This window comes from Pseudomonas sp. GW821-FHT02C04 (assembly GCF_059421845.1).
Genome location: NZ_JBWKVT010000001.1, coordinates 1,614,524 through 1,629,465, shown reverse-complemented (window position 1 = coordinate 1,629,465; position 14,942 = coordinate 1,614,524). Strand labels below are relative to the sequence as shown.

At 61.0% G+C, this 14,942-nt stretch carries 12 protein-coding genes; 2 read left to right on the top strand and 10 right to left on the bottom strand.

Going from position 1 to position 14,942, the window contains the following annotated elements; translation table 11 throughout:
* Nucleotides 1–11 precede the first annotated feature (11 nt).
* The 10 genes from tssI to tssB form a co-directional block, all read right to left on the bottom strand.
* A complete protein-coding gene (gene tssI / locus AC07VV_RS07390; RefSeq protein ID WP_495035823.1) occupies nucleotides 12–2,021 on the bottom strand; it encodes a type VI secretion system tip protein TssI/VgrG in 2,010 nt (669 codons plus the stop codon).
* Nucleotides 2,022–2,075: 54 nt separating this feature from the next.
* Nucleotides 2,076–3,068 carry a hypothetical protein gene (locus AC07VV_RS07385; protein WP_495035822.1) on the bottom strand — a complete coding sequence of 331 codons (993 nt, stop codon included), beginning with the start codon at nucleotides 3,066–3,068 and terminating at the stop codon, nucleotides 2,076–2,078.
* 154 nt (nucleotides 3,069–3,222) lie between these two features.
* Nucleotides 3,223–4,410 carry a hypothetical protein gene (locus AC07VV_RS07380; protein ID WP_495035821.1) on the bottom strand — a complete coding sequence of 396 codons (1,188 nt, stop codon included), beginning with the start codon at nucleotides 4,408–4,410 and terminating at the stop codon, nucleotides 3,223–3,225.
* A gap of 78 nt (nucleotides 4,411–4,488) precedes the next feature.
* Nucleotides 4,489–7,029: a type VI secretion system ATPase TssH gene (tssH, locus tag AC07VV_RS07375; RefSeq protein ID WP_495035820.1), complete on the bottom strand. Its 2,541-nt coding sequence runs from the start codon at nucleotides 7,027–7,029 to the stop codon at nucleotides 4,489–4,491.
* A 1-nt stretch (nucleotide 7,030) separates the two neighbouring features.
* Nucleotides 7,031–8,056: a type VI secretion system baseplate subunit TssG gene (tssG, locus tag AC07VV_RS07370; protein WP_495035819.1), complete on the bottom strand. Its 1,026-nt coding sequence runs from the start codon at nucleotides 8,054–8,056 to the stop codon at nucleotides 7,031–7,033.
* Nucleotides 8,020–9,813: a type VI secretion system baseplate subunit TssF gene (gene tssF / locus AC07VV_RS07365; protein ID WP_495035818.1), complete on the bottom strand. Its 1,794-nt coding sequence runs from the start codon at nucleotides 9,811–9,813 to the stop codon at nucleotides 8,020–8,022. The genes tssG and tssF overlap by 37 nt, the downstream gene beginning before the upstream one ends.
* The gene (gene tssE, locus AC07VV_RS07360) at nucleotides 9,797–10,240 is read right to left on the bottom strand and encodes a type VI secretion system baseplate subunit TssE (protein WP_495035817.1); all 444 of its coding nucleotides are present in this window, start codon (nucleotides 10,238–10,240) and stop codon (nucleotides 9,797–9,799) included. The genes tssF and tssE overlap by 17 nt, the downstream gene beginning before the upstream one ends.
* Before the next feature lie 15 nt (nucleotides 10,241–10,255).
* A complete protein-coding gene (locus AC07VV_RS07355; RefSeq protein WP_102622083.1) occupies nucleotides 10,256–10,753 on the bottom strand; it encodes an Hcp family type VI secretion system effector in 498 nt (165 codons plus the stop codon).
* Between the two features lie 77 nt (nucleotides 10,754–10,830).
* Entirely contained in the window at nucleotides 10,831–12,315 is a 1,485-nt protein-coding gene (gene tssC, locus AC07VV_RS07350) for a type VI secretion system contractile sheath large subunit (RefSeq protein WP_039767165.1), read from the bottom strand.
* 29 nt (nucleotides 12,316–12,344) lie between these two features.
* Nucleotides 12,345–12,887, bottom strand: a complete 543-nt coding sequence (gene tssB, locus AC07VV_RS07345) for a type VI secretion system contractile sheath small subunit (protein WP_064117633.1) — start codon at nucleotides 12,885–12,887, stop codon at nucleotides 12,345–12,347.
* 228 nt (nucleotides 12,888–13,115) lie between these two features.
* Between tssB and AC07VV_RS07340 the strand changes: the two genes are divergently transcribed.
* Both AC07VV_RS07340 and tssK read left to right on the top strand, forming a co-directional pair.
* Nucleotides 13,116–13,562: a type VI secretion protein gene (locus AC07VV_RS07340; RefSeq protein ID WP_495035816.1), complete on the top strand. Its 447-nt coding sequence runs from the start codon at nucleotides 13,116–13,118 to the stop codon at nucleotides 13,560–13,562.
* A 46-nt stretch (nucleotides 13,563–13,608) separates the two neighbouring features.
* Nucleotides 13,609–14,940 carry a type VI secretion system baseplate subunit TssK gene (gene tssK, locus AC07VV_RS07335; protein WP_495035815.1) on the top strand — a complete coding sequence of 444 codons (1,332 nt, stop codon included), beginning with the start codon at nucleotides 13,609–13,611 and terminating at the stop codon, nucleotides 14,938–14,940.
* Nucleotides 14,941–14,942 lie beyond the last annotated feature (2 nt).

Here is a 14,942-nt window from a genome sequence, read left to right as displayed (position 1 = left end):
GCTTCTCCTTGTCAGTTGACCTGCACCAGCCCGCCCTTGATGGTCAGCATGCCGCCGCCGTCCACGGTCTGCGAGGCCGCGCCCTTGTTGGTCAGGCTGATGCCTGCATCATTGGTCAATGTTGTTCCGGCCTTGTTGTCCAGCGAGGTGCCGGCCTGGTTGGTCATGGCAGTGCCGGCCTTCTGGGTGATCGAAGTGCTGGCGGACGTCGCCAGATCCGCGCCGCTCTTGATCGTGAAACTGCCGCCGCTTTGCAGCGTGAGGGTGCCGCTGACCTTGATTGTCAGGTTGCCGTCCACGGTCAGGCTGTAATCGCCCGTGACCTTGTCGGTGTAGTTGCCGCCGGTGCTGTGGGTCTGGTCGGCGCCGACCTTCACGGTGCGGCTGTCCTTCACATCGAGGCTGTCGCTGCCGGTCTGGATGGTCACGCTGCGTTTGCCTTTCTCCAGCGTCACGGTTTCATCGCCGTCCTTGACCGTGCGGGTGCGAGCGTTCTGCACTGTGAGGGTTTCGTCGTGGCCGACGGTGGCGGTGGTGTCGTTGAGCACGTTGATCTTCAGGTCTTTCTGCGCTTGCAGGAACACCTCTTCGGCGTCCTTCTTGTCCTCGAAACGCAGCTCGTTGAAACCGCCGCCGCCCTTGGATGACTGGGTCTTGATCCCGGATTGGGTCTGGTTGGCGGGCAAGGCATAGGGCAGGGCGTTGTCGCCGTTGTAGACGCATCCGGTGACCAGCGGCCGATCCGGATCGCCGTCGATAAAGGTCACGATGACTTCCTGGCCGATGCGCGGCACGAACTGCATGCCGAACCCCTTGCCGCTCCACGGCAGCACCACGCGCACCCAGCAGGAACTGGTTTCATCGTTCTTGCCGTCGCGATCCCAGGGGAACTGCAACTTGATCCGGCCGTACTCGTCGGTCCAGATCTCCTCGCCGGACTTGCCGACCACGATGGCGGTCTGCGGATGCATGCGCGGTTTTGGCGTGGTGCGTTGCGGGCGAAACGGCGTGGCTTTGGGGATTGCTTCGAAGCGGTTGCGATAGCTTTCGTGGCTGGCGTCGTGGGTGACATGCGTGACCACCCAATCGATATTCAGGCTCGCATCATCGTGGCCGTCGAGGGTGAACCAGTGGCCCGGGATCAGCCAGCGGCAATCGCTTTCGCCGACGAAACGTTTCTCTTCACTGCGCAAACCGTCGACCCGTTGTTTGGTCAGCGCATCACCCCGAGCCTTGGCGTTGTAACCACCGGGATGCTCGTAGATAGAGCGCGGCCCGGCCACGGCTTCGGCCTGGCCATAAAGTGAAGTGGTCGGTGTGGTGAATTCGTAATCCGTCGCTCGATACACGCCCGCGACAGCCTGCACGCACACCTGGCCGGAGCGGATGCCGTGCAGCTCACGCTCGCCCATTTGCTGACCCAGATACTTGACCTTCGGCCCGTTGGGAATTTGCACGAAGGCGTCGTTGCTGTCGCCGAGCACCAGCGTGTGCTTGCCGTCCTCGTGGGTGAAAAACCAGAAGATGCCTTCCTCTTCCAGCAGGCGAGAGACAAAGGCGAAGTCTGATTCGCCGTATTGCACGCAGTACTCGCGAAGGGTGTAGCTGCCGGTCAGCGAGAGTTTGAAATCGGTGAAGCCGTGGGCCTTGAAGATTGTGGTGACGATGTCCGAAGTGGCGAGATTCTGGAACACCCGGTTGTTGCTGGCCAGGGTCAGCCACCAGAGCCACGGACGCAATACGAGTTGATAGCGCTCGGCGGTGGCGTCGGCAGGGAGTTGGCGGATTTCGGCGACCAGTGCGTCGAAGGGACGGAGTTGGGCGTCGTTGTGCAGGGTGGTGGTGACGTGCGTGGCGATGGCACTGGTCAGGGTGAGGGACGTGCCGTCGTTGAGGCCGTTGAGGGTTTGTGCGCTCAGTGTGTTGAGCGTTTCATCGCCCGACAGCGACTCAGGGAAAAGCGCTGACAGAGAGGCGGAGGTAAGGGAAAGGGTCGTGTTGCTGTCGGTGGAGCGGGGCATCGGTAACCTCGACGAAAATGACTCGTTTACCCAAGAACGTGCATTTTCGCGGCACTAGGTAAAACTGCCTTGATAGGTAAAGATCACTGGATAGTGATCGCTGCGCATTTCCTTACCTTTACTGAATCGGCGAGGTTTTTCAGGAATAGTTGTTCTACCATCCGGTACGTCAATACTCGCGTCGCAGGTGGCTTCCCAGTCGGTTCGACTATCTACATAGGCAAAATCAAGCATGCGTACTTGTGTGACGTACTTTGCCAAATCATAAATGAGCGGTTCTTTCTTGAGGACGCTTCCGGTTTTTCGCGCTGTGTTATGTCTGCTTTGCGCTTTTTTGCTCTTTGCGCTGAGAACCCAGACGGGTTTGATGCTCGCGTGGGTGTAGCCACTGCCTTGGGGCTCAAGCTTCAGTAATACGCGAGCGTTATCTGTATAACCGGGCGTGCGCTTTGAGGGTACGAAGAATCGTGTGTACTCGTTACCTGGTTCTTGGGCGACGGCAGGACGATGGCTTAGAGAGTCATGAGCGAATTTACAGTCAATATTCAAATCTCCGCCAAAGAAACCAAGCTTGGTGAGTCCGAGAGGCCTCAGGTTGCGCTGGATGAAGTCGACGGTGTCAACAATATTTGGCATGGCTCGGAAGGAGGCATTGGCGTGATAGAACGCCAGGCCATAACCACTTGCGATATGGCGAATAACAGCCGCATTGCGCTGTTCTGTAGAGGACAGTGCCAGGGGGGCAAGGGCTGTAAAGTTGGCGAGTTGGTCGTTTTTGACAAATACCATGATTCCAAGGGTAGTGTCTTTTTTGACACCGTCCTCCTGTGCGGCAGCAGCAAGCAAGGTGTATTTATTTTGAAGTTCCGTCGCCAGCGAATGATTGGGGGCCCCTGTTTTTCCGGACTCCAGTAACACCAGTAGGTCAATTGTGCCGTCGGCCAGATAATGATCGACAAACGATTTTTTATCTCGGTATGCCACGGAAGAGACACCCTTCTGGTGGTCAAAATGCTGAGCATTCCAGATCATTATTTTTAGAGGCATTTCAGGATCCCGATTTCATTTCGCAGTTGGTTCGACGCCGTCACGGGCTTATGTTTTTTGTCTTTTGAAAAAAAGCGAAAAAGGGGTGGATTTACTTGTTCGACGCTTTGATTCACCTGCAAAAAAATCTGTCCCGATTGATTCCATTCTTTGATTAATCATTGGGGAAAAGCTCTTCTTCAAATGTCGCGCAATGTGGCACATGTATCGTGGGGACATCGACGACACCGCCGGCTTTAGCAATCAGCTTCTTCACTGCATCGCCATGGGTTTGAAGCTTCAGAGCGCTGTGAAAACAAACAGTGCTGATTGCCTCCAAGGGCAGGGTGAGCAGCAGCAGTTCACGATTTTTCTGCGTGCTGGCATCGGTGTGTTCCTTGCTTTGCTCGGCGGTGGCCTTCGCTTGATCGCCTTTACGCGCTACACCCTCTGCCTTGCGCCTGAGGTTGTATGTCACCAGGCCTATCGTGGGGTTTTCCGCCGTACTGCGCTGGGCATCGAAGCAGTAGAGGTTGAGCAGCAGGTAGTCCTCATGCTCCGGAATCCTGGCCAGATCCACTTGCAGCAGCACGCCATCGAATCTCCCGAAACGATAGCCCTCGTTGCCATGGAGCGATTTTGGCGTTGATCCCAACGGAAGGCCACGCTGCACGGTACTGCCATCCTCCTGATTGACGAACGCCAGTTCACGAATGGACATGCGCGGGTCGTGCATTGACTCGGCGAAGTCGTACTTCTGCATAACACTTGCGGTTTTCTTTCGAGGATCGCCTTCCAGGCCGGGCACATTTTTACCTATGAGGCGCCCGTCTCTAAGGAGTATTTCGAAAACGTCCCATGGTTTTTCCACATAGGCGTAGCGTCGGGTAAAACGCTGGTAATGGTCCTTGACGTAGTGCTTTTCCTTTTCGGAGAGAAGGCCGCGTTTCTTTGCATAGACATGGCGGCGCAGCCCCTCCGCGTCGGCGATTCGTTCAAACGCGGCGTCCCCGGTCAGGATATCGAACATCTTTACTTTGCTGCCGGCGAGACTGACATAGATGCCGCTCTCCTCGACGATCGCGATATTGTGCATTCGAGCATGCAACGTGGGGATCGTTACCCCGATCATTTTGAGCTCCTGAGGGTAGACATCGCGCAGGTAGGTCTGGCGGGCTTTCTTGTTGTCCTCTATCACCAGATGCTGGTAGACCAGCAGGTTTTTTCTGGCTTCCAGCGCCGCCTTTCGCGCTTTTTCAGTAGCCCTGATACAGATGATCAGGCGGCTGATGCTGGCCTGAAGGGGTTGCAAAGAGGGTTTGACTTCGCAAGGGTGAATGGAAAGCTGCTCTCCGTATGGCATGCTCGTATTCCTTTACTTGTCCCAGACGTTTTCGCTTGCCAGCTTCGGTTGATGTCGCCACGGCGACACTGGCGCCGTTTATTCCAGCACCCACTCCGCCAACTTCCCCGTCACCTGCGTCATCAACACATTCTCGACATCCCGCGCACCCGCCGCGCTGCACTTGGCGAGTACCGCTTTCACAATTCCCGAATCAAACTCGAACTGTTTGCCGGTCGCGGCTTTGTAACGGCCACGCAACTTCTCCAACTTGGCGAGCACAATCCCTTCCAGCGTCGCTTCATCCAGGGGTCGATACGCAACCACCGTCATGCGGGCCAGAAACGCCGGGCGGAAGGCTTGCAAAAGGACTTTGTGCAGCGCTTCGTTGAAGGCTTCAGAGCCGATCTGTGACACGGGCGTATCGAGCAACAGTTCGGCACCGACGTTGCTGGTGGCGAGCATCACGGTGTTCTTGAAGTCCACCACCAGCCCGGTGCCGTCCTCCATCAAGCCCTTGTCGAAGACGTTGTAGAACGCTTCCAGCACATCCGGATGCGCCTTCTCGATTTCGTCCAGCAACACCACCGAATACGGTTTGCGCCGTACCGCTTCCGTCAGCACGCCGCCACTGCCATAACCGACGTAACCCGGAGGGGCGCCCTTGAGTTGGCTGACGGTGTGGGCTTCCTGATATTCCGAGAGATTGATGCTGATCAGGTTGCGTTCACCGCCGTACAGCGCGTCGGCCAGCGCATACGCGGTTTCGGTTTTGCCAACGCCAGTGGGGCCGACCAGCAAGAACACACCGACCGGTTTTTGCGGATCGGTGAGCCCGGCGCGGTAGGCCTGGAGGCGCTGGGCGATGGTCGCGAGTGCCGTTTTCTGGCCCATCACACGCAAGCCCATGCGCTGTCCGAGGGTACGCACGGCATGGGCTTCGTCGGCGAGCATCTTTCCGACGGGGATGCCGGTCCAGCCTGCGATCACGGCAGCGACGGTTTTGCTGTCGACTTGTTCGGGCACCAGCGGATCGTCCTGGCGAATCGCATCGAGCCCGGCTTCCAGGCGCAGCAGTTCGGCGGCCAGATGATCAATGCGGCTGTCCGTGGCTTCATCGGGCTTGTCGCTGTCGGCGCGTTCACTGAGGTCGAGCAATTCGCGGCGGGTGTCGAGCAGTTCGCGCACGGCGACGCGCTCTTCGCTCCAGCGGGTTTCCAGTTCGCGGATCGCCTGGACGTTGGTCTTCGACTCACTTTCCAGCAGGGTGATGCGTTCGCGGTGATCGAGCCCCGTGGCCTGTTCGCGGCGCAGGCGTTCGACTTCTTCTTTCAGGCTTTGCTGACGATGGCGCAAGCTCTCCAGGGGTGGCGGCACGTCGTGCTGACCGAGGGCGACCCGGGCGCACGCGGTGTCGAGGACGCTGATGGCTTTGTCCGGCAACTGACGGCCAGAAATGTAGCGGTGCGAGAGCTTCACCGCTTCATGGATCGCCGCATCCAGCACCTGCACGCCATGGTGCTGTTCGAGTTTGGCGGCCACGCCACGGAGCATTTCCACGGCGGTGATTTCGTCCGGTTCCTCGACCTGCACCAGCTGGAAGCGGCGGGCGAGGGCCGGGTCTTTCTCGAAGTATTTCTTGTATTCCATCCAGGTCGTGGCGGCGAGGGTGCGCAATTCGCCTCGGGCCAGTGCCGGTTTGAGCAAGTTGGCCGCATCACTGCCACCCTCGGCTCCGCCAGCGCCGATCAGTGTGTGGGCTTCGTCGATGAACAGGATGATCGGCTTGTCGGCGCTGCGAACGGCGTCGATCACACCTTTGAGCCGTTGTTCGAATTCCCCTTTGACCCCGGCCCCGGCCTGCAACAGACCGAGATCGAGCACCCGCAGGCTGACTTCCTGCAAGGAGGGCGGCACGTCCCCGGCAGCGATGCGCAGTGCCAGGCCTTCGACCACGGCGGTTTTGCCCACGCCCGGTGCGCCGACCAGAATCGGGTTGTTTTGCCGGCGCCGCAAAAGAATATCGATGCACTGACGAATTTCGCCGTCGCGACCCACGATGGGGTCGATGCGCCCGGCGTGGGCGTCGGCGGTCAGGTCCTGGGTGTACTGATCGAGCACCGAGTCCTGCCGTGGCGCAGGGTTTCCAGAGGCGACAGAGCGCGGGCCTGCGTGCTCGCGGGAGTTCTCCGTCCACTCCAGCAGGTTCGCGCGCAGGGCTTCTTTTGGAATGCGCAGCAGTGACGAAGCACTGTTGAGCAACAGACTGCGGCGTTCGTCACGGTCGATCAGCGCCAGCAACAACAGCCCGGAACGAATGCTGTCGATCCCCAGCACACTGGCCTGCACCACGGCGTCTTCCAATAATCCCAGCGTGTGCGAAGACAGCGCAGGCGTGCGGGTACTGCCAGCCTTGAACAGATCCAGCGCCTTGTTGATCTCGGCTGTCAGCGCATCCCGCTCCAATCCAAAACGCGGCAGCAGAAAGGCAAAGTCTCCGCCCTCGATGTCGAGCAACTCCAGCAACAAATGCTCGATCTCGACAAAGTGATGCCCGCGTTGCAGGCATCGTTGCGCGGCGCGTTCAAGGGCGCGGCGGTTGTCCGGGTTGAGGCGTCCGATCAGGCTGGCCAGTTCCATTTCAGGTGATCTCCAGCTGACGAAGACGGGTTTCGATCCGTTGTACTGCAAGGCTGGCCTGCCGTTGCAAACCGCCGTTCCAGCTCAACAACGCCGGGGTCTGGCGACCGAGTTTCATCGGCCCGGCGCCGCGTACCAGCATCACCAGTTTCACGTCCAGATCCGGGCCGAAATACAGCGCTGCCAGGCTGGCCAGTGCCGGGTGCGCTTCGCCGTCCGGCAAAAAGCGCCCGGCCTGCGCGGAGGACAAGGGGCCGAGCGTCAGGCGAATCCCGGCATGTTCATCCCAGACCCGAATACCGGCCACGGCGGTGCGACCGAGTTGCAGATTGCGTCCGCCGGCCTTCATGACGCTGCGGCTGGCGGCCGGAATCTCACGCCACGCGCCTTCATACGCGCTCAGTTCCACCGGCACGGCAAATTGCTCGCGGACAATGGCTGCGAACCCCGCCAGCGACCGGCGGCCATCGGCGTACAACGCCGTGCAGGCCAGAACGGCGCAGTCGGGAATCGCCTGGCGTTCCTGCAACGACTTGGGCAGCAACCCGGTCAGCGCTCGCAATTGCGCTTGCACCGGCGAGGCGCCGGGCGTGGTAAATCCAAGGGCGATCCGGTGTTTGCGCATCACCTTGTACAGCAGGCTGAGCAGCCGATGCTGGAACAGGTCGAGGAACTCGGCGGGCGCGTGATCCTTGGCCCGGGCCCGTTGTTGCAGCCATTCCTGATAGGCGTAGGGCAGCGGGCCATCGGGGCCGCCGAGTCCGAACATCGGTGAGTTGAGCGTCAGCGGTTCACCGGGTTTTTCCTCAAGGCTTTCGATCTGGCTGGCGGCGAACACGGGCGTCAACGGCCCGCGCAATTTCAACGCTTCGGCCTGCGGCGACGTACCCGAGCCGAGGGAATCGGCCTGCGGCTGTTCGCGCTCCAGCAGCAGCAACGCCTGCAACCATTCGAATGCCTGCGGATCGCGGCGCAGTCGCTGGCCCAGCGTCAGAGCGACAGGGGCATGCCGGCTTGGGGTTGCCATGCCTTGATCTCCTTGTCAGCCTGCATGAGCACCGTACGCACAAAGCGATTGGCCGTGGCGTACACCGAAAAGAATTGCGCGAGCACCGCCGAGAACAGTACTGCGCTGCTGCCGACGAAATGCTGCGGATCAAGCTGTAATTGCACTTCAAGTCCGTTGCGCCAGCCGCGCCAGGCATCGGCACCGACGTGGCCGATCACCCGTTCGCAGGCGAGGCTCAGCAAGCCGTCGATCTGGCGCAGGGCGCTGGCTTCATCGCGCAGGTTATGCAGATGAAGAATTTCCTTCAGTGCGTCCAGCGCCTGTGGCCCCTCGACCAGCGACAGGTGATTGAGGGTCAATTGCGACACCAGCCGCCAGCGCGAATCGCCGTCCAGTCGCGGCAGACTCTGCGGGCTCGGCGGATTGCGCAGGCGTGCCCACGCCACCGGGCCCGGCCGTTCGAATCCCAGTGGTGTGCCGGCTGGCAGGCTTTGGGCCAGATGCCGGTTGGTGCACAGCAGCTCGGCCGTGAGGCTGTAGTCGGGCAAGTCGGTTTGTGGTTCAAAACGGGTGTCGACCACGCTGACCAAAAGATCGCTGCCGAGCCGGTTTGGCGACTGACCGCTGACTCGCCGCGCATGCCAGTAACGCTGTTGATCGCCGCCGCTGTGCTGGCTGCCGTAATAGGCGGGCAGGCGTTGCACACCAGCGCTGGAGCTGGCGCGCATGCCACGGATGCTGTGGATCTCGACGCTGTTTTCCCGGTGGCTGTCGGCGACCAGTCGGTACTCGCTGCGGGTGCCGTCGGGGCGCAGCGGCTCGGAGGTTCGCGGGAACAGATTAATCACCGGCGCACAGCCCAGCGCGATGTCGCTGGCCTGCAGGTGCAATCGGCCGGCCGGCGCACGGTCGAAAACGATGTAGAGGTAGAGCGTCTGGCTGTCGCTGGAAACACCAGAAAGCGGCAGGTCGAAGAAGTGGAATTTCTCCGGGAAGGCAAAGTATTCCGCCAACAGACGCATGCCCGGGTGCACGCCGTCCTCGTCCGGCAGCAGCACTTCGTCGTCAGCGAACCCGACGATCTGCGGCAGTCCCTTCACCTTCGCCGGAATACTCCCCGGCGAGCCTGCGAGTACCTGCACCGCATGGGCGCCGAGCAGGTCATAGAGCCCGGCGTTGATCACCGGTGAGGCTGCCAGATGAATGCGTAAGCTTTCGATCTCCAGCTCGGACCATTGGCTTTCACCCAGGCAACGCAGGCTCAGGCGCAAGGCCGAACGGGACTGCGCCACACCGGTCAGCGCCTGGGCCTCGTCGCTGCCGAGCAACAGCGCTTCGGTCACATCGATGGGCCACAGCCGCACGGCGGCACTGGTGCGAAAGTGAATGCTTTCGCCCTTGCTGGTGGTGACGAACAGCGGCGTGTCCCGGGGCAGGGGATAGCCGCCGTCGATTTTGCCTTTGCTCGGGTCCGGCTCGAACTGCACGATGGCGCAGGACGGCAGCGGGCGTACGGCCAAGGGATAGAGCTGTTCCAGCAAGGCATCGCTGAACTCGGCGTAGTCGTCATCCAGACGCCGTTGCAGGCGCGCCGCGAGCAGGGCGAAACCTTCGAGCAATCGCTCGACGTGCGGGTCCGGGCATTCACCGGGAGACAGTTCCAGCCGCCGCGCGACTTTCGGATAGCGTTCGGCAAACTGGCTGCCGGCGTGACGCAACCAGGTCAGTTCGCGTTGGTAATAGTCGAGCAGTTGCGGGTCAATCGAGTCGCTCATGGCGCACCTCCAGCCCTTCGTTGCCGGGCTCGATGACAAATGCCACCGGCCAGTGCTGCGAGCCGCTGCGCAATTCGCCGAGCAGGCGGATGCTCAATCGCTGTGGCTGTTCGGGGAGGGGATTGACCTGAACCTCGCCCAGCAGCAGGCGCGGTTCGAAATGGGTGATGGCCTCGCGAATGTCCCGCGCCAGGCGACGGCGGTCATCGCTGCGTTGCTGTTGCAGAGCGCTCCAGTCGGCGATGCCGTAGTCGATCACGCTGGGGGGCACCGTCAATGCGCGCGGGCCACGGCGGGTGTTGAACAGGCGCCCGAGCTCGGTGTGCACCGAGTCGAGCAAATCCTGCCGATCGAACTCCGGCGGCTCGTCGGCCTCGCTCCAGGCGAGGCGTTCGAACAGCGGTGCGCGGATGCCGGTGCCAGCCATGGCGAGGGCGACCGGTTACTTGCTGGCCTTGTTGGCCGCCAGGTCCCAGACCGTGCCGGCGGTGCCTTCCTTGGTGCCGTCGTCTTTTTGCGCCGTGAGTTCCCATTTGATCTTGGTGAAGTTCAGGGAAATGGTTTCCACCGGTTTGCCACCGGTACCGCCGCTGACGCTGACGTTGGACAGCACTACGTTGGTCAGGGTGTAGATGATGAACGGCATCAGTTGCCCGCTACCCTCGGCGGCGTTGCGGCCGATGGTGATCTTGGCTTCCGGGATCGGTTTGCCGGCGCAGCAATATTCATTGAGGGAGGGCGTCGAGCTGTCGACGAATTTGGTCAGGGTGAACTCGCCGATATGAGGGCGGCCGGAGGTGCGCTCCGAGTTGCTGACGTCGTTGGTCACCTGCATCGCCACGTTGTGGCTGTAGGACATGACTTCGATCTTGTCCTTGTAGCCCTCGAGCAGGCTGTCGCCTTTGATGTCGCCGCCGAGGTCGAGAATGATTGCATCCATCGCTTGAAACTCCTGAAGGGTGTCGCGCTAGACAAACGGGGGAGCGCCCGCAGGAACATCCTGCGGGCGTATGCGGGTCAGGCGGCTACCGGAGGCGGCAGGGTCGCGACCAGGCGGATCGATGCCGTCAGTTCTTCCAGCTGGAAGTGCGGCCGCAGGAACACGGTCGCGCGATAGGCACCGGGTTTGCCGGCGACTTCGGTAACGTCCACCCGTGCTTCACGCAGCGGGTACTGCGCCTTGATCTCCTGCGGCGCGTTGTCGTTGATCAGCACGTAGTCGGCGATCCAGTTGTTGAGGTAGGTCTGCACGTTGTCGCGGGTCATGAAGCTGCCGACCTTGTCGCGCATGATCACCTTCAGGTAATGGGCGAAACGCGAGGCCGCGAGCACGTACGGCAGCATCGCCGAGATTCGTGCGTTGGCGTTGGCCTCGTTGGTGTTGTAGACCTTGGACTTGTTGGTGGTCTGGCCGCCGAAGAACACCGCGATGTCGCTGTTCTTCTTGTGGCACAGGGCGATGAAACCGAGGTCGTTGAGCTCTTTCTCGCGGCGGTCGGTGATCGCCACTTCGGTCGGGCATTTGAGCGACAGGTCGCCGGAGCTGGTGCGGAAGGTGTGCGCCGGCAGGCCTTCGACCGCGCCGCCGCCTTCAGCGCCACGGATCGCCGCGCACCAGCCGTACTTGGCAAAGGCTTCGGTGATGCGTTGCGACAGCGCCCACGCGGCGTTGCCCCACAGGTATTTGCTGTGGTCGGTGCCATTGGTGTCTTCGACGTAGTTGATGCCTTCCACCGGCGAAGTGTCCGGGCCGTAAGGCAGGCGCAGCAGGAAGTGCGGCAGCACCAGCGAGACGTAGCGCGAGTCTTCGCTCTCACGGAACGAGCGCCACTTGATCAGCTCCTGGCTCTCGAACACTTTCGACAGATCACGCGGCACAGCCAGTTCGGTGAAGCTGTTCATGTCGAACAGACGCGGGCTGGCGGCAGCGATGAACGGGGCGTGGGCGGCTGCAGCGACGTTCGACAGTTTCTCCAGCAGGCCGATGTCCTGCGGGTGGCGGCCGAAGGTGTAGTCACCCACCAGCAGGCTGAACGGGTGGCCACCGAAGGTGCCGTATTCCTCTTCGTAGATCTTCTTGAACAGGGCGCTCTGGTCGAACTCGACGGCTTTTTCCAGGTCGTTCTGCAGCTCTTTCTGCGTCACGTTGAGCAGGCGCAGTTTCAACCGGGTGCTGGTTTCGGTGTTCTGCACCAGCATGTGCAGGCCACGCCAGGACGCTTCGAGTTTTTGCAGGTCCGGGTGATGCAGCACTTCGTTGAGCTGGGCACTGATCAGCTCATCAATCTGGCTGATGCGGTCGTTGATCATCGCCACGGTGTCCTTGTCGATGGCCATGCCTTCGTCGAGTACCTGGGTGGCGAATTCCGCGAGCATGTCGCGGGCGTAGTCCTGCTGGCTGTCGTCATGGGCCATTCGGCCCTCGGCGATGATCCGGTCAAGCAGGGATAAAGTCTCGGCAGCAGCATTTTCGCTGGCTTGATTCTGGGCGGCGGCGGGCATGGCGAATTCTTCCTCGGTCAGGTGGACGATCAGGCTTGCGGTTCGGCCGGAGCCTCGGCATCAGCTGCCGGGGTAGCGGTGTCCGGGCGGGCCGATTTGATCTCTTGCAAGCCTTCGGTGTTGGCGATGACATCGCGCAACAGCTTGTCCAGATCATCGTTGCCGTCGAGTTTGGTCAGCAGATCGCGCAGGCGCTGACGGGCTTCGAACAGGCGGCGCAGCGGGGTGACTTGCTCTACCACCTTGACCGGGTCGAAATCGTCGATGTGTTTGAAGTTCAGCTCGATGTTGAGCTTGCTGTCGTCGCCGCTGAGGGTGTTGTTGACTTGCAGCGTGGCGCGGGGGCCGATGGAGGCGAGCACTTCGTTGAAGTTGTCGCGGTCGATTTCGGTGAAACGCCGTTCAGTCAGTTTTGCCAATGGTTCGAGCGGTTTTCCCGAGAGGTCGGCCAGGATCCCGACGACCAGCGGCAATTCCTTTTTCTCGATGGCGTTGCCGATTTCGACGTCATAGGTGATTTGCACTCGAGGCGGGCGAACCCGGTCGAGCTTGTGCTGGGTACTTTCTGCCATGTCGGCGGACTCCGATGCGATGAGCGGGCGCAATGCATCGGGGAGGCCCGTTCATCGCTTTCCCTTGCTGGACCACAGGTTAGAAAGGGAGGCAGATGACCTGTCGTTCCTTTGACAAACCTTCCACATTCGGCTGTAGGAACCGAACTACCCAAGACGCTAGAACAGGTCTATAAAAATGCAAGCGAAAAACATTTTTGGACTGTCTCGCGAAAAGGAAAATTCATTTTGTCTGCACGACTTTTACTAACACTCGGGTTTGTGCTGCTCGCGGGCTGTTCGTTCTTCGGGCCGAAAGTCGACCTCGACAGCCTGACCCTCGACGTCGCGCCCAAGGCCAATGACGACACACCGATTGCCGTGGATTTCATCGCGGTCAACGATCCGGATCTGCTCAAGCAACTGTCGGGCATCAGCGCCCAACAGTGGTTCGCCGGGCGCGAGCAGTACCAGCGCGACTATCGTCAGCTGATGAGCGTGTGGGGACTGGAGCTGGTGCCGGGGCAATTCATCGACCGCCAACCCTTCCCGCTGGGGGGCAAGCGGGCGGCTGGACTTTTAGTCTTCGCCAGCTATAACACACCCGGAGCGCACCGCTTGCGGCTGGACGATCAGAGCGATGCCTGGCTCAAGTTCGACAGCCGCGAGATGAGCCTGGTCAGCAAGGAAAACTGAAACACACCGTCCGCCGCCGGTTCGCGGTGCAGTCGAAGGGAGTCGTATGAGTCTGCTACCTGACGCGGTCTGCTGGCATGAAGGCATGCAATTGCTGCCACAGCATTTTCAGTTGCAGGGCCTGCGGGCCGAGGCGCTCGGCGCGCATCTGGCCCAGGCGTGTAATCCGTGGTTCTTTGGTGTCAGTCACATGGAGTTCGATCCGTCGGCGATGAGCGCCGGGGTAGTGCGGGTGCTGTCGTTGCAAGGGACGATGCCGGACGGTTTGCCGGTCAATCTGCAGGCGGGTGTCGGACCTTTGCTGGAGCTGGATGTCGGCCCGTCGATCAACGAAACCGACGATGCGACCGTCACCGTGTACCTGGCGATCAGTCCGTTGTGGCGCGCCGGTCAACTGCTGCCGCTCAAAGGGCGATTGCAGTCGGTGGTCGGCGAGGCGCTGCCGGACCTCACCAGCGGTGAGTTTCCCGAATCGATCACGGTGTGGCGACCTAATCCGCGTCTGTGCACTCAGCTGAACAAGGCCGATTCGATCTGCCTGCCGCTGCTGAAAATCCGCAAGGAGGGCGGCGGCTTTCTGCCGTTGCCCTACACACCACCGACGTCGGTCCTGTTACCGGAGTCGCCACTGGGTCGGCGCATTGCCGGACTCTGCGCGCGAGCCCGGGAGAAATGTCTGTTCCTGGGCGGGCGTCTGCGTCAGGCACAACAGTCCGGCAATCAGGACGATGCGCTGGAGATTCGCCGCCAACTGACCGCGTTATGGACGCGACTGCCGGAAGTCGAAGGTTCGCTGAACAGTCGCATTGCCCATCCACAGGGTTTGTACGTGCAGTTGCTGGGGCTGGCCGGCGCGTGGTCGGCGCTGGATCCGTTGGCGGGCGTGCCGTCATTTGTGCCGCTGGATTTTTTCGAGTTGCAGCGCGGTTACGAGCCGCTGCTCGATTGGCTGGAAACCACCCTGGAATTGATCCGCGCCGGTTACCGCAGCATCGCTTTCGAACGCAGCGAGCACAGTTTCTCCATTCAGTTGCCGGACGAGCAGCCCCGTCAGCGGCTGGTCATCGGCCTGCGCATGCCCAACGGTGCCAGCGAACAGGCGGCCGGCGAGTGGCTTCGCGGCGCGATCATCGCCTCGGCGCCGCACATCGCCTTGCTCAGCCGCCAGCGCATGAGCGGCCTGACGCATCAGGCGATGAGCCGCAGTGAGCAAGTGGCCTACAGCGTCGGCGACGACACCCGACTGTTTGTGGTGACGGCCGAAGGCAACTGGTTCGACGCGCAATTGCCGCTGATGATCGCCGCGCCGGCCACCCGGTTGACCAGCAGTCCGTGGCAAGTGGTGCTGTTTGTCGCCCAGAACAGTGAAAGTGCCTGATC

Coding starts and splice junctions, on each gene's coding strand:
- tssI (WP_495035823.1), bottom strand. CDS start 2,021: ATGCCCCGCTCCACCGACAGCAACACGACCCTTTCCCTTACCTCCGCC.
- AC07VV_RS07385 (WP_495035822.1), bottom strand. CDS start 3,068: ATGCCTCTAAAAATAATGATCTGGAATGCTCAGCATTTTGACCACCAG.
- AC07VV_RS07380 (WP_495035821.1), bottom strand. CDS start 4,410: ATGCCATACGGAGAGCAGCTTTCCATTCACCCTTGCGAAGTCAAACCC.
- tssH (WP_495035820.1), bottom strand. CDS start 7,029: ATGGAACTGGCCAGCCTGATCGGACGCCTCAACCCGGACAACCGCCGC.
- tssG (WP_495035819.1), bottom strand. CDS start 8,056: ATGGCAACCCCAAGCCGGCATGCCCCTGTCGCTCTGACGCTGGGCCAG.
- tssF (WP_495035818.1), bottom strand. CDS start 9,813: ATGAGCGACTCGATTGACCCGCAACTGCTCGACTATTACCAACGCGAA.
- tssE (WP_495035817.1), bottom strand. CDS start 10,240: ATGGCTGGCACCGGCATCCGCGCACCGCTGTTCGAACGCCTCGCCTGG.
- AC07VV_RS07355 (WP_102622083.1), bottom strand. CDS start 10,753: ATGGATGCAATCATTCTCGACCTCGGCGGCGACATCAAAGGCGACAGC.
- tssC (WP_039767165.1), bottom strand. CDS start 12,315: ATGCCCGCCGCCGCCCAGAATCAAGCCAGCGAAAATGCTGCTGCCGAG.
- tssB (WP_064117633.1), bottom strand. CDS start 12,887: ATGGCAGAAAGTACCCAGCACAAGCTCGACCGGGTTCGCCCGCCTCGA.
- tssK (WP_495035815.1), top strand. CDS start 13,609: ATGAGTCTGCTACCTGACGCGGTCTGCTGGCATGAAGGCATGCAATTG.